This is a genomic window from Pannonibacter sp. CBAS1226 (genome assembly GCF_055685825.1).
In genome coordinates this window covers 57,140-73,559 of record NZ_JBVOUO010000004.1, presented here as the reverse complement: position 1 = coordinate 73,559, position 16,420 = coordinate 57,140, and the positions used below count along the sequence as shown (strand labels likewise).

Here is a 16,420-nt window from a genome sequence, read left to right as displayed (position 1 = left end):
AGCCGGGGCGCGAGGCATGCCTTTCAGGCTGCGGGATCAGGCATCCGCCTTGATCATGTCGGCAGCCTTTTCGGCGATCATGATGACCGGCGCATTGGTGTTGCCGGTGGGCACATCGGGCATGATCGAAGCATCGGCGATGCGAAGGCCGTCAATCCCGCGCACGCGCAACTGCGCATCCACGACCGACAGCTCATCCTCGCCCATCTTGCAGGTGCCGCACTGGTGGTGATAGGTCACCAGCGCCGAGCGGGCATAGTCTGCCAGCGCCTCATCCGACTGCGCCTCCGGCCCCGGATAGATTTCCCGCTTCACCCAGGCCTTCATCGACGGCTGTTCCGCCACCTCGCGCAGCAGGCGGATGCAATGGACAAGGGCGTCCACATCTTCCTGAGCGGAGAGAAGGTTCGGGTCCAGCAGCAATTCCGCATCCGGATCGGCTGAGGAAAGCTGCAGCGTACCGCGCGAAACCGGCCGCACACCACCGGCGTTGAAGGTAAAACCGTTGCTGACCGAGGCATCCTGCCCTTCCACATAGGTGGGCACGTGGAAGCCGAGCGGCTGCAGATCCGGCTCCGGCAGATCGGGCTTCGTCTTGGCGAAGAGCTGCACATGCAGCACGGTCATCCCCGGATCCTGCGGCGGCGGCACAGGCTGGGACGCTTCCCAGATGACCGGCAGCAGCGTGTGGTCATGCAGGTTCTCGCCCACGCCGGGCAGGTCGAGCTTCACCTCGATGCCCATCTCTTCCAGATGCGCCTTCGGGCCGATGCCGGAGAGCATGAGCATGCGCGGGCTTTCGATGGCCCCGCCCGTCAGCACCACTTCCTTGGCCGCCTTGACCGTATGGGTCTGGCTGTCCTGCATGTAGGTGACGCCGGTGGCGCGGCCGTTCTCGATCTCCACCTTCAGCACGCGGGCATTGGTGATGAGCGTCAGATTCGGCCGCTCCAGCGCCGGGCGCAGGAAGGCAACGGCGGTGGACTGGCGCTTGCCGTCCTTGATGTTGAGGTGGCAGTAGCCCGCCCCCATCTGGCTTTCGCCATTGCAGTCCGGATTGTCCGCGTGCCCGGCCTCGATGGCCGCATCGCGCATGGCCTTGCAGACCGGGTGCGGGGTGATCTTCGAGCGCACATGCAGCGGGCCGCCCTTGGCGTGATAGGCCGAGGCCTCGCCATCGTAATCCTCGGACTTGAGGAAATAGGGCAGCACGTCCTTCCAGGCCCAGCCCTCGTTGCCGAAGGAGGCCCAGCGGTCATAGTCGGTGGGCGCGCCGCGCACATAGATCATGCCGTTGAGCGAGGACGATCCGCCCAGCGTCTTGCCGCGCGGCCAGTCGATCCGCCGTCCGTTCGCATGTTTCTGCGGCACGGTGCGGTAGGCCCAGTCATATTCCGAACGCCACAGCTCGATCAGCCGGACAGGGGTGGAGATGGCTTCACTGTTGTCGGGGCCGCCCGCCTCGATCAGCAGCACCTTCGCCCCCGATTCGCTGAGCCTTGCGGCGAGCACGCAGCCCGCGCTGCCTGCCCCGCAGATGATGTAGTCAAAGCTGCCGTCCAGCGCTTCGGCGGTATTGATGGATGCGCCCGGCAAGCCGTTGGCCAGCACCAGCACACCGCTGGCGACGGCCACCTTGCCAATGAAACTGCGCCGGGTGAGCCCGTTGTTCATCTCTTTGGTCATGCCTGCCCCCCCTCAGAGAATCATCACCTGAATGTCCGTGTATTCGAGCAGCCCCTCCTGGCCGAACTCGACACCAAGGCCCGACATCTTCGTGCCGCCGAAGGGGGCGTTGGGCTGGATCATGCCGTGCTTGTTGATCCAGACGGTGCCGCATTCGAGCCGCGAGGCCACAGCTCGCGCCTTCTCCGGATCGGATGACCAGACCGAGCCGCCAAGGCCGGACGGGCTGTCATTGGCGGCGCGGATCGCCTCCTCCAGATCGGTGTAGCGGATGACCGGTAGCGCCGGGCCGAACTGCTCCTGATCAACCAGCGGATCCCCGTTCGACAGGCCGGTGATCACCGTCGGCGGGAAGAACAGGCCTTCGCCCGGAGCCCCGCCGGTGACGACAGTGCCCTTGGCCTTGGCGCTTTCCACCAGCGCTGCCACCTTGTCGAACTGCATCTTGTTGGCCACCGGCCCCATCACCGAGGTTTCCTCCAGGCCATTGCCGACCGGGATGTTGCGGATATAGGCGGCCAGCGCCTCGACCACCGCATCATGGATGCTGTCGTGCACATAGAGCCGCTTCAGCGCGGCGCAGGTCTGGCCCATGTTGATGAAGGCGCCCCAGAACAGGCCTTCGGCAATGGCCTGCGGATCGGCATCGGGCAGCACGATGCCCGCGTCATTGCCGCCCAGCTCCAGCGTCAGGCGCTTCATCGTGCCGGCGGCGGAGCGCATCACCTTCTGGCCGGTGGCCGTCGAACCGGTGAAGACCACCTTGCGGATGTCCGGATGGGCGGAAATGAGCCCGCCGAGGCTGGTGCCCTTGTCATCGCCCGTCACCACGTTGACGACACCGGCGGGGAGAACCTCGTTCATCAGTTCCACCATGCGCAGGGTGGAGAGCGGCGTGTAGGGCGAGGGCTTGCACACGACCGTGCAGCCGCTGCGGATGGCCGGAAGAATGTGCCAGACGGCAATGATCATCGGCCAGTTCCACGGCGTGATGGAACCGACGACGCCAACCGGCTTGCGGTGCATCTCGACGCGCCCGGCCTCGCCGTCCTGCAAAACTTCCACCGGCAGGGTCAGACCGGCCGTGTAGCGGCACCAGCCCGCAGCACCCTGCACCTCGAAACGGGAGCCGACACCGTTGAGCGGCTTGCCCTGTTCACGGGTGATGAGGCGCGAGAGTTCGTCCGCATGGGCTTCCAGCTTGTCTGCAATCGCATGGCAGGCGGCCACACGGTCCGCGTCCGGGCGTGCGGCCCAGCCCGGAAAGGCCGCCGCAGCTGCGGCAACGGCGGCATTCAGCTCCGCCTCGCCCGCATTGGGAGCAAAGCCGACGACCGCACCGGTGGCCGGATCATCAACCGCGAAGACAGTGTCCAGATTGACCTTCTGGCCATTGATGATGAGCGGATAGACGGGCGCGGATGCAGCGGCATCCGAAGCATGCAAGGTCATGTCAGTTCCCTCCTTCAGGATTATTATGAAGGAAGGTTAGGCGCGCCTGCCGGGTGCGGTCTTGGGCGCATGCGACAGATGCCTTGGTGTGAAGCGTCACAACAGAGACATCCGCCGCCCGTTTTCAGTGATGGCTGGCTGCCCCCGGTGCATGGCCGAAACGGCGGCGGTAGGCGCGGTAGAAATGCGACAGATCGCCAAAGCCCTGATCATAGGCAATATCGGCCACCGTGCGCTGCGGCTCGGCCATGAGGCGGCGCCGCGCTGCATCGAGCCGGATGGCGAGGATCTGTTCGCGCGGGCTGTCCCCGTGGCGGGCAAAGGCCCGCTGAAGCTGCCGGGGCGCAACCCCCAGAAGCGCGCAGAGGGTGCCGGCGCTGAAATCAGGATCACGGAAATTCTGCCGGATCAGCCGCAGCGCCTCGCCGAAAAGCCCCTCTCCCTGCACACCATGGTCCGCAGAGCCGCGGGCAAGATCATGCATGTAGCTGCCGAAGAGCGCGAACAAGGCCTCCTGCAGCGGCGTTGCCGCCTCTTCCCGGCTCTCGCACAAGCGGTTCAGCACCGCCTGCATGGCAATGGCGATGCTGTCCTCCCGGCGGATCGCAATTCCCCCGCCCGGCAGGCCCGGAATGCGGCGGATCAGGTCCTCCCGCGGCAGATGCACGGAGAGCTGTTCGCTGAAACCCTGCTCGAAGTTGAAGTGGCTTGGCCTTGCCGCATCCATCAGGAACATGTCGCCGGGACGCATGACCACATCCCCCTCCAGCTGGCGCATGCGGGCCGAACCCCGGTTCTGGATGGTCAGGACGAAGTGATCGAGATGATCCGTGCGGTAGGCCTGCCCGCTGCGCAGCACGCTGGCGCCCGCCACCGCCACATAGGCCAGCTCCAGCCCGTTCGACTGGCGCAAGGCCGTGCTGGCCTGAAAGGCCGGGCTGGCGGAATCCGTTCCACCCTCTGCTGCGCACACGTCAAAGCAGCCGCAGACCTTCGCGATCCCCTCCCGGAAGGCCCCGATGCCGGAAAAATCGTGTGCTGCGAAATGCTCCCTCATGGCGTGCCACGCCCCATCCGCATGTGAAGGTGGCTCCGGTCATTCCGGTCTGTGCCTTGCGCTTGCGGGCGGTTATCCGCCTCTACGCATTATTCCTGAGCCACCTTCATTGAGCCCTTGCGCAACCGCGCTGTCAAGCCGCTCCTGCGCAGAGCCCTGCGGCCCGGCTCTGCGCCGCGTCCCTGCGGGGCGCCTCACGCGGCTTTTTTCAGGAGGTCGGCGGCGCTGGTCCAGGGCTGCGGGGCGCCGAAATGAAAGCCCTGCGCGGTGAAGACGCCAAGCTCGGCGAGGCAAACGGCGGTGTCCTCATTCTCCACCGCTTCGGCGATGACCCTTGCCCCCAGCGAGGCGGCCACCAGCACGATGCCCTTGACCTGAACCCGCTGCACCCGGTCGCTCAGCAGGCTCGCCGTCATGCTGCCGTCGATCTTCAGCCACTTGAGGCCAAGGCCCTTCAGATGCGTGGTTCTCGGCCAGTTGCCGGCGAAATCGTCCAGAATGAGCGTCGCGCCATGGGCCTTGAGGATGGCGGCAAGCCGCGTCATGCCTGCGGTTTCGCGCGCGACCGCCAGCTCGGACACCTCAAAGGCCAGCCGTGTGGCGATGCCCCGGTTTCCAGCAAGAGCGCCATCCAGGAACTCCAGAAATCCGCCGTCGCCCAGCGCCTGCTCCGACAAGTTGATGGAGAATTGCCCGGCTGCGGCCCGTCCGCCCCGGCGCAGCCGCGCCAGCGCCAGTTCGACCACCCGCCGGTCGACCTGCGGCAGCAGGCCATGCCGTGCGGCGGCGGACAGCACGCCTTGCGGCTCCAGAAGGCCCAGCTCCTCATCGTCCACCCGCAGCAGCAATTCGGTCATCACCGTGCGGCCCGTGGCCGTGCAGCACACCGGCTGGGAAAAGAGCTGCAGGCGGTCAGCGGCCAGCGCCTGCTCGATCCGCTCCAGATTGGAGCGCGAGGCCTTGTAGGAGGCCAGAAGATGCTCATCAAAGCGGAACTGCAGCACCTTGCCCCCGCCCAGTGCCTTGCTGGAAATGCAGGCCTGATCGGCCCAGCGCAGCACATCCGCTGCCGAAGCATTGAGCGTACGGGCAAACTGCCGGTCCAGAACCGCAAAACCGATGCTGCCGCCGGTGCGGTAAACCGCGCCGTCCCAAGGGAAGTTGAGTTGGGCCAGAGAGGCTGCGATGGTGCCGGCAAAGCCATGGGCGCCATCCTCATCGGCGCTGAAGCGGATGATGGCAAACTCGTCTCCGCCGAGCCGCGCCACAAGCGCCGTTTCTCCGGCGATCTGACGGAGCTGGGCGGCGATACGCTCCAGCATGGCATCGCCTGCCATATGCCCGGCCCGGTCATTGATGATCTTGAACTGGTCAAGATCCACCACCAGCACCGTAATGCCGGCAGAGGCGCCCGCCCGCACCCGCGTCAACTCATCCTCAAGCGCCTGCTGAAAGGCACGCCGGTTGGCCAGACCCGTCAGCGGGTCCTCCATGGCGAGGCGCTCAAGCTCCCGTGTGCGCGCTTCCGGCTCGCGGCCTGCCCCGGCTCCGGCGGCGGTGCCCAAAAGCACCATCACCCCGTCGGCGCGGCCAACCCAGTCACGGCTGGGCGCAAAGGTCAGCACCAGATCCTTGAGCATTTCCGCCCCGCCTGACGTGCCGGCCTTGCGCTGGCACAGCTGCGCCAGCGCACCGGTCACCTGACCGGACGGCAGGGTGACATGGGTGCACTCGCCCTCCAGCGCGGCGGCAAAGGCCGGCTCCAGCGCCCGGCGGAAAAGCTCATGCCCGGCAAGCTCTGCCAGATGCATGCCGGTGAGGGCGCTCTCATCCATATCCTGAAGTGTGGCCAGCTGCGGGTCATGGTCGTCGACGGGGAGCACATCGGCCACCCGGCCATTGCGCCCCAGCATCAGCACCCGCCCGGCCAGCAGATGCGCCGCCTGCTGGGCAATGCGCATGCGCCGCTCGGCAGGACCAACAAATGCAAGCTCGCGCAACTCCAGAAACAGCAGCTGCGTCTGGCGCGGCGCAGCAGCGGTGCGCAAGGGGGTGCAGGTCAGCCGCATCGGCGCCCCGCGCCCCTCGTCAAAGGCAAACATGCCTTCGGCCATGGCGGGCTTGCCGCGAGCCGCCATCTCGATCAGAGGTCTCAGCCGGCGCAGGGCCGGCTCGTTGATCACAGCTTCAAGGGGACGCCCGGTCAGAAGCGCGCTGCTGCAGGCCAGCTCTTCCAGCAAGGCCTGATTGGCCAGCAGAAACCTTCCCCGCGCCGTGAGCAGGGCAGCCGGATGGCGCACGCTGTGCAGCAATGTTCCCGCCGCGCAGGCGAGATCAAGTTCCGTCAGCGGCCTGACATCTGCATGGGTCTGCGGAGAAATCGAGGTCTCTTCAGTCAAACCGTGTCCCTCAGCAAAAGGACCAGGCTTCCTGATCCTCTCTCCCCCCAAATCGATCTCCAGAAGTGGACCACCACCGCGCTGCGGGCAACCGGGACGCGGACAGTTTTCCCAATGGCGTTCCCCGTGACCTTAACAAACTGTTAACGCGCTGGCGAGGGTTTCCGCCGCACCCGGCCACGATGCGATCCGACGCAGCGTCACAATATGGCCCGATTGTATAGGCATCAGGCCGCCATCGACTTCCGGAGTCATCGAAGGTTTGGCTCCAGATGAACTGCTGACTATCCTGTGAGGGCTGGCTGTAGCCGCGTGCCCGTCCTGGCGGATTTACCATTCCGTTTCAGCCTTGTGCTGAACGCCGCCGCAGGAAGATCACCGGGGGATGAGACAATAGAGTCCGAATATGAAATGAAGACCAGCGCCTCGCGCGCGGTATACGCCAGGTCTTTGGCAGCATTGGCTTTTTCCATGGCAGCGGCCGCCTCTGCGACAGCTTCTGCCGCCACATCCGGCCAGTGCGGCATGGCATCCTGGTATGCAATGACCAGCAAGACCGCCAGCGGCGAGCGCGCCAATCCCAACATGCTGACAGCCGCCCACCGGTCCCTGCCCTTCGGCACCGTGGTCACGGTCATCAACCTGGACAACGGTAGGCAAGTAAAGGTCCGCATCAACGATCGCGGTCCCTTCATCCGGTCCCGCGTCATTGACGTGACCCGGCAGGCTGCGAACGAGCTGGGCTTCACCGGCAAGGGGACCGCCCGGGTCAAGGTCGTTGGTCCGCATGGTGAGCTTAAGGCCGGCAAGCACTGTTAATAATGCGGGTGCACAGGCGCCATTTTATCTTCCGCCGCAAGAGCGAAGCATTATTTATGAAGATCTCTGACATTAAGTAATGACAGCATCAGAGGCGAACGTTACATTTCGCCGTCGTGGTCGATGGGGCCATGTGCACAAAACTTGAGCCGCGCACCTTCGTCCGAAGGGCGCGGCTTTTTTCATCTGCTTCAGACTGCCCAGGAATTATGCAAAAGCTTCAATGCGCCTGGCTCAAGAGGGTCTGCTCAAGCCCCTGCGGCGCCTGAGCAATTTCTAGGCGTGAGGCGCCGGCCTCCCGCATGCCCCGGTGTTAAAGCGCCTTGAGAAAAGCGAAAGCCTGCCGGTGCAGATCGCGTTTGGCCTCTTCTCCCATCTTGTCGTAGGTGCGGAAGACCTGTGCCAGACGCGGATTGCCGCGCAGCTTTTCGCCATTGCGCACCAGAAAGTCCCAATAGAGCGCATTGAGCGGGCAGGCATCACGCCCCGTCCGCTGCTTCACGTCATACCGGCAGCTGCCGCAATAATCCGACATGCGGTTGATGTAGTTGCCGCCCGCCGCATAGGGCTTGGAGCCGAGCAGTCCGCCATCGGCAAACTGGCTCATGCCGATGGTGTTGGGCGCCTCCACCCACTCGAAAGCGTCGATGTAGACCGCCAGATACCATTCATGCACCTCGCGCGGGTTGATCCCAGCCAGCATGGCGAAATTGCCGGTCACCATCAGCCGCTGGATGTGATGGGCATAGGCTGTGTCGCGCGTCTGGGTGATGGCCTCGCGCAGACAGAGCATGTCCGTTTCGCCCGTCCAGTAGAAGGCCGGCAGGGGCCGGTGCGCTGCCAGCGCGTTTTCGTCCGTATAGCCGGGCATCTTCAGCCAGTAGAGGCCCCGCACATATTCGCGCCAGCCGATGATCTGGCGGATATAGCCTTCGGCCGAATTGAGCGGCACCCGCCCGGCCCGCCATTCGGCCTCCACCCGGCGGCAGACCTCCAGCGGATCGAGAAGCCCGGTGTTGAGATAGGGCGAGAGCACCGAATGATAGAGCCAGGCCTCGCCCTTGAGCATCGCGTCCTGATAGTCGCCGAAGCAAGGCAGCGCCTCGCGCAGGAACCACTCCAGCGCTGCTTGCGCGTCTTGCGCCGTCACGCCATAGGCAAAGCCCTCCAGCCGCCCGAAATTCTGCGCAAAGCGCTGAGCCACCAGCGCCAGCACCTCCTGCGTCACCGCATCGGGCACGGCCCGGAAGGGCCGCGGCAGAAACAGGCTGCCTTCCGCCGGCTTGCGGTTCTCCGCATCAAAGTTCCAGCGCCCCCCTGCCGGTTCGTCTCCCTCCATCAAAAGGCCGGTCTTGCGCCGCATCTCGCGGTAGAAATATTCCATGCGCAGCTGCTTGCGCCCTTCCGCCCAGGCGGCAAATTCATCCAGCGGGCAGAGGAAGCGGGTGTCCTCCAGCAGCACGGTTTCGCATCTGGTCAATGCGCCCCAGCCGCTCATGTCCTCCAGCACCCGCCATTCCCCGGGCTTTGTGGCGAGGGTCCTGCCGCAGCCATGGCGGGCAGCTGCCCGCTGCACCTCTCCGGCAAGGCTGCCCGTATTGTCCGGGTTCTCCAGCGTGATGTAGTCCACCCGCCAGCCGGCCTTGCGCAGAGCAATGGCAAAGTGGCGCATGGCCGAGAAGATGAAGGCGATCTTCTGCTTGTGATGACCAACATAGCTCGCCTCGCGCATCACCTCCGCCATCAGCACCACAGACCGCTCCCTGTCTGCGGCGGCAAGCGAGGGCAGGTTCAGCGACAGCTGGTCACCCAGCACGGGCACAAGCGTCTCCACCGGACCTGCCTGGACATGCGGTTCAGCAGCAAGGGCAGCGGCAAAGGCCGGAGCATCCGCAAAGGTAGAGTTACGGGCAGTTGCGGCGTCAGCTTCCGGCAGATGGGGCATGGGCAGCTCTTTTGTCCGGCAGGCCCTGCCGCCGCAGGGTGCCGGAGGGGGCATGGCGAGAGATCGGGCAAGCCCCCCTCCCTTTTCCACCTCTACGCAACCGGCGCAGCGCTGTATCACTGGTACGGGCGAAGAAACATCGCCGCATGGCCGGAAGATGGACACAAGCCTTTCCTTGCCGGCTTGACTGACGGGAGGAGCCCACCGCGCCGCCAACAGGGCCGCGTGCCGCAGGACAAGGGCGGCCTGAACCCGGCATATGCATGAGGCCGCAAGGTCTTGCCGGAACCTCGCAACTCTGCGCCTTCCTGCTATCCACGCGAGAGAACAGAAAAGCCGTTGCCGAGACGGTTTCATTCCTGTATCAGAACCGAACCGGCCGGTCCCAACCGGCGCCCGGTCAGCACCCGTAGCTCAGCTGGATAGAGCGCTGCCCTCCGAAGGCAGATGTCAAGTCCATTTGCGCTTGCGGCAACGCTAAAAAACGGAAGTAAAACAGTAACTTGCGAGTCTTGATTTTAGGGGTTAACACTCGCTCGAAAACCGCGTAAGCACTGCGTAAGCAGTAGGCACCCATAGCTCAGCTGGATAGAGCGCTACCCTCCGAAGGTAGAGGCCTCAGGTTCGAATCCTGATGGGTGCGCCACCCATTTTCCTTCAACTTGATTTTTGCTCCAGCTCGATCGCCATATTTCTGGCGATGCCGAGCAGATGCAGGGCTGCGCGTTTGGGATTGGTATCGAGCCAGACGGCGCTTATCGTGCCGATGCTGTCCGGTCCGACGATTGGCCGCCATACTGTGCCAGTGATATCGATGGCGTCGGCAAAGCTTTTCCCGGTGACGGTAAAGCCACTGCCAATCTGCACTTTCAGAACGATCGTGGCCTGACAGGCCTGACACTGTTCGATAACGGGTGCCCGTTCTCCGGCGGAGATGCGATCTGTAAGCCAAGGCTCGAGCAATGGACCGTCAGCGCCTTGCGGTACGAGCAGCCGGTCCCCAGCAAAATCGCTCCAAGTCAAGGTTTCCTTTCTGGCAAGGCGGTGATCGGCCGGCAGTAAAGCGACCAGGCCTTCACTCCAGATATCTTCACGCCGGCAGGGTCTAGTTTCATAGCCGCCGCACATAAAGGCTATGTCCAGATGGCGACGACGGATGGCGTTTGTATGGTTGCGGCATGAACCATCCTGAAGCGTGACGGCAATGCGCGGATAGCGCTTTTCGAACCGATCAATGAGACGGACAAGGAACTCGCGACCGAACGGTGTGCTGAGGCCGATGCGAAGTAGGTCGTTATGTTTTGTTTGCTGAGTGCCTTGGCTGAGCGCCGCCTCAAGCTCGCGATAATGTTCGCGCACGCCCTCGATCCAGTCCCGTCCGGCAGCGGTCAGTCTGACGCCGTTATTGTGGCGCTCAAACAAGAGCAGATCGAGGCGTTGTTCGATGGCGGCAATGTTTCTGCTAACGGTAGACTCCTGAACGCTCAGGGCGTGCGCGGTCTTCCGCATGCTACCCAGTTCGACGACCTTGAGTACATACTTCAAATGCCGCAGGGCAGCTTCGTTCATACAGCGAAATCCTCCCGCATGTGATTGAGACGGCGGCTGTCGGTCTGGCACCCTGTTGAACAGAGAGCAGGGCCTATCTCCTGCCGTCTTTTGTTCATGCTCTAGAGATGCACGATCTCAACGCTAGGCCATTTTGTTGCTAAGTGTTCTGCAACAAGTCGTCGGTGACAGTGGTGCGGCTTGTCCTCGCTGCACAACAGGCATCCACCTTCAATTTTCTCCTTGTCGATCATCTCGATCCGGCGTCGCGATATCAGATCCAGAAATCTTGCGGCATAACTGTTCCAGTCTCCCCCTCTTACCTTGTAATCTTCGAACATATCCTTCGTCGGTGCGAGTTCCGGCAGATGCTCATATTCCATTCCACACAGGGCTTCGGAAAAATATCTCAGGTCGTCACGCTTCGCGAAGCCTGATAACTGTGAAACATTATTGAGGCGAACATCGACAAGACGTTTGGCGCCAGAGTCTCTCAACCTCGTGAAGAAGTGCTGAGCCGATGACTTGGTGAACCCAATGGTGAATATTCTCATCGTCCTTATCTACCCGAGATCCCCAGCCTCACGGATCTGCGCTGCCGAAGCCCGCATTTGCGTCGGACGAACCATCGTTCCAGGAAAAATACCTCTTTGATCATGAATGAATGTACTTCAGCGGGTGGCCAGAACGCTTCAGGAACCGATCCACGTCTAATGTGATCATAGATAGATAAACTGGCCATATAGCTTGTCCAGGCGATGGCGAATCTCTTCCGCCAGTGCGTCGTCGCCGGTGTCGACGGCGGACAGCAGACGATGCTCCGCCTCGCCAATCCGATCACAAAGCTCCGAGAGGTTGGCACAGAACGCTTCCGAGTGAACTGAAGGTTCGGCCGCCGGAGATTGCTCGGAGGCGAGTTTTCGGATGGATGAAGAGGGGGTGACACCATGCTCTTCGTTAAAGGCAATCTGACGCTGCCTTCGATCGATTGTTTCATCCATTGCCTGTTTCATTGCCGGTGTCACCACATCAGCGTAAAGGATCGCCTTCCCGTTGACGTTCCTGGCGGCTCTGCCGATCATCTGAATCAGAGTCGGTGCCGTTCGTAGGAACCCTGCGCGATCTGCGTTGAGAATCGCGATCAAGGATGCCTCGGGAATATCCAGTCCCTCGCGCAAGAGACTTATGCCGATCAGGACGTCAAACTCGCCGGCGCGAAGGCCGTTTATGATCTCGATCCGGTCTTCCGTCTTAATATCGGAGTGCAGATACCGCGCCCGAACGCCCTTGCTTTCAAGGAAGGCATGAAGATTTTCCGTGGCGACCTTCGTGAGCGTCGTCACCAGCACCCGCTCGTTCCTGGCCGCACGCTCGGTAATCTCGCGCAGCAGATCGTTGATGTCTCCCTCGCAGGGACGGACTTCGACTTCAGGGTCCAGCAGGCCGGTGGGTCTCACGATCTGGTCAACGACGCGACCCTGCGAAATATTCAGCTCATATGCGGCAGGGGTTGCGGAAACGAAGATCGTCTGCGGCTTCATGGCCTCGAACTGCCTGAAGCTCAGAGGATGATTGTTCTTGGAGGACGGCAGACGGAAGCCGAACTCGATCAACGTGTCCTTGCGACTCTGATCGCCGCTATACATGGCCGAGATCTGCGGAATCATCACATGGGATTCATCGACGAACAGAAGGCCGTCCTTCGGGAGGTAGTCGAGCAAGGTGATCGGAGGAAGGGAGGGATCGCGGCCACTCAGATAGCAGGCGTAGTTTTCCATGCCCGAGCAGTATCCGACCTGCCGCAGCATTTCGGCGTCGTTCGTAATCCGCTCATATAGTCGTTCCGCTTCCACATGGCGGTTTTCGCTGTTCAACTGAGCGACACGCCTTTCCATCTCTTCAAGGATCGCCGTGGCGGCGGTTTCCACCTGGCTTGCCGAGGCTGCCAGAACCGTCTTCGGCGAGACAAGATAGTGAGCGATGCTCTCCAGTTGTCGTCCGGTAGCTGCGTCGATCCAGTCAAGGGTCTCGATAACGCCATTCGACAACCTGAGGCGAATGGCCTTGTATTCCGAATCCGCTGGAAAGACCTCGACCACATCGCCGGTAACGCGATAGGTTCCACGCTTCAGCTTGTGCTCGGTACGATCATACTGCAATCGGGCAAAGCCATGAAGAAGCTCGTTCAGGCTCAACCTCGCGCCCGGCGAGAGCGGAACCTGCAATGCCCGATAATCGTCGGGATCGCCCATTCCATAGATGGACGACACCGAAGCGACGACGATGGTGTCTCGACGCTCGATGAGCGATTTCGTCGTGGACAGACGCAGGCGCTCCAGATGGTCGTTGATCGCGGAATCTTTCGGGATGAACCGATCGCTGCCCGGCAGATATACTTCCGGCTGGAAGTAGTCATAGTATGAAACGAAATACTCCACCGCGTTCTCAGGAAAGAACTGCCTCATCTCGTCATAAAGCTGTGCGGTCAGCGTCTTGTTCGGTGCCAGGATCAGGGTGGGCCGCTTCAAGCGATGGATCACGTTCGCCATCGTGAAGGTCTTGCCCGATCCGGTGATCCCCTTCAGGGTCTGATGATGCGCCCCCTCTTCGATGCCTGAGATCAGCCGTGCGATGGCATCGGGCTGATCGCCCGAAGGGGTATATTGAGAGTGCAAAATGAACACGCCGGTAGACATTGGAAATCCTCCTGCCAAAATCAGGCTATGTTTAACGTGTGCTCGCTATTGCGGCCGCCAGGGCCGGAACAGTGCCTGGTGGCCGGGGCGAACCCCCGGCCTTTCGATGCAATCGCCCTGCACGCGCCCGTTACGCCAGAAGAAGCTTGTCGGGTCATATCTGATCCTTCGGGGGCGGGACTGCACGATCGCTGTGAGAATGCCTGATCTGCCGAACGGTCCACCAGATCGCAAGGACGACAACAGGAACCAGAAGGGTGAGCGCCAACTCGGGTGCCAAGACGTCGTGAAATCCTGGAATTCCCCTGATGAGATAGTAGAGCAGGCTGGTCACATAATAGGAGATCGCAGCGACAGACAGGCCTTCCACGGTCTGCTGAAGCCGCAGTTGCAGCCTGGCCCGATTGTTCATCGAGGCCAGCAGATCGCTGTTCTGGCGTTCGAGCTGCACATCGATCCAGGACCGCAGGAGCGTGGTGGCGCGCGCCAGCTTGTCGGACAAGCTGGCCTGCCGCTCCTCGATGGAACGGCAGGTCCGCATCGCGGGGGCAATCCTGCGATGCAAGAAGCTGCGCCAACGATAGCAACCGGGGACGAAAGTCTCGCCGAGTGCGGTTAGCCGTTCCTCGACGATTTCATAATAGGCGCGGCTGGCGCCGAAGCGGTAGAGGCTCGACGCCGTATCGGCCTCAAGCTCGGCCGACAGGTCCGTCAATCTGGAAAGCAACTCCTCGCTGTTGCGGCGTGCGGACGTGCGCATCTCATCCGTTATGGCGGTAAGACGCTTCTCGATGTCGCGGAGATGCGGTCCGCGCAGGCGGGTCAGCGGGATGCTGAGAAGGGCAAGCGTCCGATAGGTTTCGATTTCCAGAAGCCGCTGCGCCAGCGCGCCAAGCCGTATCGGCGTCAGTCCACGATCGAGGATGAGAATGCGCGTCAGACCGTCGCTATCCTGGCGAAAATCGGTGATGATATCGGCCATCCCCTCCTCGACAAGTGAGTGGCATCGGCTGATCGGATCGAAGCGATCTATGTATGTCGCGGTTTCGTCCGTCCACGCCACCACGTCCAGCCGTATACCGCACACGATCTGCCCAGGCGGCGCGAAGCCGTGTTTGAACGGATCCTCGCCCACCGGATTCCCGGTCTCAGGGTCAAGAGGTGCGCACCACAGGTAGGTGGAGAACTCAGCATGCTTTTCGCAATGCAGATCGCCCTGCTCGAATGTCAGGCCGTGAAGGGCAGTGCTCTGATCCGGCAGCGGCGCCCCAGTCCGCCGCGATATTTCCGCCAGCGTCTCGCGATCCTTCGTCATATTGCCTTCGTTCATGAAGGCGAGTTGCACCAGAGCACGCGGCGACTCGATTAGGAGATATGGGCGGGCATGAACCTCGTCGATGGCGACCTGCCTGTTTCCATAGGCTGGCATACCATAGACAGTCTGATCATCATGAGGAGCGCTGCCCTCTTCACTCATTTGACGGTCCTTCCTTGTCGCTCTTCTTTGCCGCTCCGTGACGATCGAAGTTGTTATAAGTAATCAGTCGGGAACCACGATATCCCATACCATGCGTCCACAACCAGCTTAGCGCAACACTAAGCCGGTTCTGCACTCCGATCAGGAAATAAATGTGAATGAGCTTCCACATCCACCATGCCAGGGTACCGCGCAGTTTGAAGCGTCCCATATCGACCACGGCAAGGCGGCTGCCGATCGTTGCCAGATTGCCCTGATGGCGGTAATGGAAGGGCGTTGAGACATTCACCCCCTTCAGGCGTTGGCGGATGAGCCGGGCTACATATTGCCCCTCCTGCTTGGCGGCCGGCGCAAGGCCGGGAACGAGCTTCCCATCGGCCCCCGTCGAGGCCGCGGTATCGCCGATCACGAAAATATCGGAACGACCTGGCACGGTCAGGTCCGGTCCGACGACCACGCGACCAGCGCGGTCGGCTTCGGCATCCAGCCAGCGCGCAGCCGGCGAAGCCTGCACGCCCGCCGCCCACAGGATCGTTCCGGCCGGGGTGGATTGGCCGTCGACCATGACGCCGTCGGCCGAGCATTCCGTGACCGGCGCGCCTAGCTTGACGTCGACGCCGAGCTTTTCGAGCGCCTGGCGGGTATAGGCCGATAGGTCTTCCGGGAAGGCTTGAAGGAGGCGCTGCCCCGCTTCGATCAGTACGACCCGCGTGGCGTTCGGGTTGATCGACCGGAAATCCCGCACAAGTGTCAGATGAGCGAGTTCCGCGATCGTGCCGGCAAGCTCCACGCCGCTCGGGCCGCCGCCTATGATGACGAAAGTTTGCAAGGCGGCCCGCCGGGCGGGATCGGTTTCGCGCTCGGCTTCCTCGAAAGCCAGCAGGACACGGCGACGGATGGTCGTCGCGTCTTCGAGCGATTTCAGGCCGGGGGCGAAAGGTCCCCATTCGTCATGCCCGAAATAGGAGTGCGTCGCCCCCGTCGCGATGACGAGCGTGTCGTAGAAGAGCGCCGAGCCGTCCTCCAGAATGACCCGCCGCCCGTCCGTATCGACATCCCGAACCTCGCCGAGCAAGGTGCGCACGTCCTTGCGCTTGCGAAACAGTGCGCGGATTGGCCATGCAATATCCGACGACGACAGCGAGGCACCTGCGACCTGATAGAGCAGCGGCTGGAAAAGGTGATGGTTGCGGCGGTCGACAAGGGTGACGTCGACACCGCTTCCGGCGAGCCTCTGTACGACTTCCAGTCCGCCGAAGCCGGCTCCCACGACCACCACATGATGGCGACCGGAGCCAGAGTCATGGCTGGATGCGATTTCGCGCATGGTCGAAGATGCCG

At 62.4% G+C, this 16,420-nt stretch carries 11 protein-coding genes and 1 tRNA gene; 2 read left to right on the top strand and 10 right to left on the bottom strand.

All coding sequences use genetic code 11. The features are described 5' to 3' along the window. Positions 1-36: 36 nt before the first annotated feature. The 4 genes from AC0CMF_RS12965 to AC0CMF_RS12950 all read right to left on the bottom strand — a co-directional run bounded on the left by AC0CMF_RS12965 (position 37) and on the right by AC0CMF_RS12950 (position 6,594). Positions 37-1,686 carry a GMC family oxidoreductase gene (locus AC0CMF_RS12965; protein WP_374630017.1) on the bottom strand — a complete coding sequence of 550 codons (1,650 nt, stop codon included), beginning with the start codon at positions 1,684-1,686 and terminating at the stop codon, positions 37-39. 12 nt (positions 1,687-1,698) lie between these two features. Further along, positions 1,699-3,138 (bottom strand): aldehyde dehydrogenase family protein, encoded by a 1,440-nt coding sequence (locus tag AC0CMF_RS12960; RefSeq protein ID WP_374630016.1) that lies wholly within the window; start codon positions 3,136-3,138, stop codon positions 1,699-1,701. A 124-nt stretch (positions 3,139-3,262) separates the two neighbouring features. Next, a complete protein-coding gene (locus AC0CMF_RS12955) occupies positions 3,263-4,195 on the bottom strand; it encodes a helix-turn-helix domain-containing protein (protein ID WP_050473493.1) in 933 nt (310 codons plus the stop codon). Between the two features lie 194 nt (positions 4,196-4,389). Further along, a complete protein-coding gene (locus AC0CMF_RS12950) occupies positions 4,390-6,594 on the bottom strand; it encodes an EAL domain-containing protein (RefSeq protein ID WP_374630015.1) in 2,205 nt (734 codons plus the stop codon). Positions 6,595-7,005: 411 nt separating this feature from the next. Between AC0CMF_RS12950 and AC0CMF_RS12945 the strand changes: the two genes are divergently transcribed. Further along, on the top strand, positions 7,006-7,413 hold the full coding sequence (locus tag AC0CMF_RS12945) for a septal ring lytic transglycosylase RlpA family protein (RefSeq protein WP_050473496.1): 408 nt from the start codon (positions 7,006-7,008) through the stop codon (positions 7,411-7,413). A gap of 313 nt (positions 7,414-7,726) precedes the next feature. On the opposite strand, the gene AC0CMF_RS12940 is transcribed toward AC0CMF_RS12945, so the two are convergent. Further along, positions 7,727-9,358, bottom strand: a complete 1,632-nt coding sequence (locus AC0CMF_RS12940; protein WP_374630014.1) for a cryptochrome/photolyase family protein — start codon at positions 9,356-9,358, stop codon at positions 7,727-7,729. A 569-nt stretch (positions 9,359-9,927) separates the two neighbouring features. Here AC0CMF_RS12940 and AC0CMF_RS12935 point away from each other — a divergent pair. Beyond that, positions 9,928-10,004 (top strand) — tRNA-Arg (locus AC0CMF_RS12935). Between the two features lie 11 nt (positions 10,005-10,015). Here AC0CMF_RS12935 and AC0CMF_RS12930 read toward each other — a convergent pair. The 5 genes from AC0CMF_RS12930 to AC0CMF_RS12910 form a co-directional block, all read right to left on the bottom strand. Beyond that, complete coding sequence (locus tag AC0CMF_RS12930) at positions 10,016-10,927, bottom strand: LysR family transcriptional regulator (protein WP_472481885.1); 912 nt, start codon at positions 10,925-10,927, stop codon at positions 10,016-10,018. A 101-nt stretch (positions 10,928-11,028) separates the two neighbouring features. Next, positions 11,029-11,460, bottom strand: a complete 432-nt coding sequence (locus AC0CMF_RS12925; RefSeq protein ID WP_472481883.1) for a DUF488 domain-containing protein — start codon at positions 11,458-11,460, stop codon at positions 11,029-11,031. Between the two features lie 165 nt (positions 11,461-11,625). Next, positions 11,626-13,602: an excinuclease ABC subunit UvrB gene (uvrB, locus tag AC0CMF_RS12920; RefSeq protein WP_472481881.1), complete on the bottom strand. Its 1,977-nt coding sequence runs from the start codon at positions 13,600-13,602 to the stop codon at positions 11,626-11,628. Between the two features lie 154 nt (positions 13,603-13,756). Further along, complete coding sequence (locus tag AC0CMF_RS12915; RefSeq protein WP_472481880.1) at positions 13,757-15,079, bottom strand: DUF3422 domain-containing protein; 1,323 nt, start codon at positions 15,077-15,079, stop codon at positions 13,757-13,759. Beyond that, a complete protein-coding gene (locus AC0CMF_RS12910) occupies positions 15,072-16,406 on the bottom strand; it encodes an NAD(P)/FAD-dependent oxidoreductase (RefSeq protein WP_472481879.1) in 1,335 nt (444 codons plus the stop codon). Before AC0CMF_RS12910 ends, AC0CMF_RS12915 begins: the two co-directional genes overlap by 8 nt. Positions 16,407-16,420: the final 14 nt, after the last annotated feature.

What these genes read in the sequence shown, in the direction of transcription:
- AC0CMF_RS12965 (WP_374630017.1), bottom strand. Translation starts at nt 1,686, where the DNA reads ATGACCAAAGAGATGAACAACGGGCTCACCCGGCGCAGTTTCATTGGC.
- AC0CMF_RS12960 (WP_374630016.1), bottom strand. Translation starts at nt 3,138, where the DNA reads ATGACCTTGCATGCTTCGGATGCCGCTGCATCCGCGCCCGTCTATCCG.
- AC0CMF_RS12955 (WP_050473493.1), bottom strand. Translation starts at nt 4,195, where the DNA reads ATGAGGGAGCATTTCGCAGCACACGATTTTTCCGGCATCGGGGCCTTC.
- AC0CMF_RS12945 (WP_050473496.1), top strand. Translation starts at nt 7,006, where the DNA reads ATGAAGACCAGCGCCTCGCGCGCGGTATACGCCAGGTCTTTGGCAGCA.
- AC0CMF_RS12940 (WP_374630014.1), bottom strand. Translation starts at nt 9,358, where the DNA reads ATGCCCCATCTGCCGGAAGCTGACGCCGCAACTGCCCGTAACTCTACC.
- AC0CMF_RS12930 (WP_472481885.1), bottom strand. Translation starts at nt 10,927, where the DNA reads ATGAACGAAGCTGCCCTGCGGCATTTGAAGTATGTACTCAAGGTCGTC.
- AC0CMF_RS12925 (WP_472481883.1), bottom strand. Translation starts at nt 11,460, where the DNA reads ATGAGAATATTCACCATTGGGTTCACCAAGTCATCGGCTCAGCACTTC.
- uvrB (WP_472481881.1), bottom strand. Translation starts at nt 13,602, where the DNA reads ATGTCTACCGGCGTGTTCATTTTGCACTCTCAATATACCCCTTCGGGC.
- AC0CMF_RS12915 (WP_472481880.1), bottom strand. Translation starts at nt 15,079, where the DNA reads ATGAGTGAAGAGGGCAGCGCTCCTCATGATGATCAGACTGTCTATGGT.
- AC0CMF_RS12910 (WP_472481879.1), bottom strand. Translation starts at nt 16,406, where the DNA reads ATGCGCGAAATCGCATCCAGCCATGACTCTGGCTCCGGTCGCCATCAT.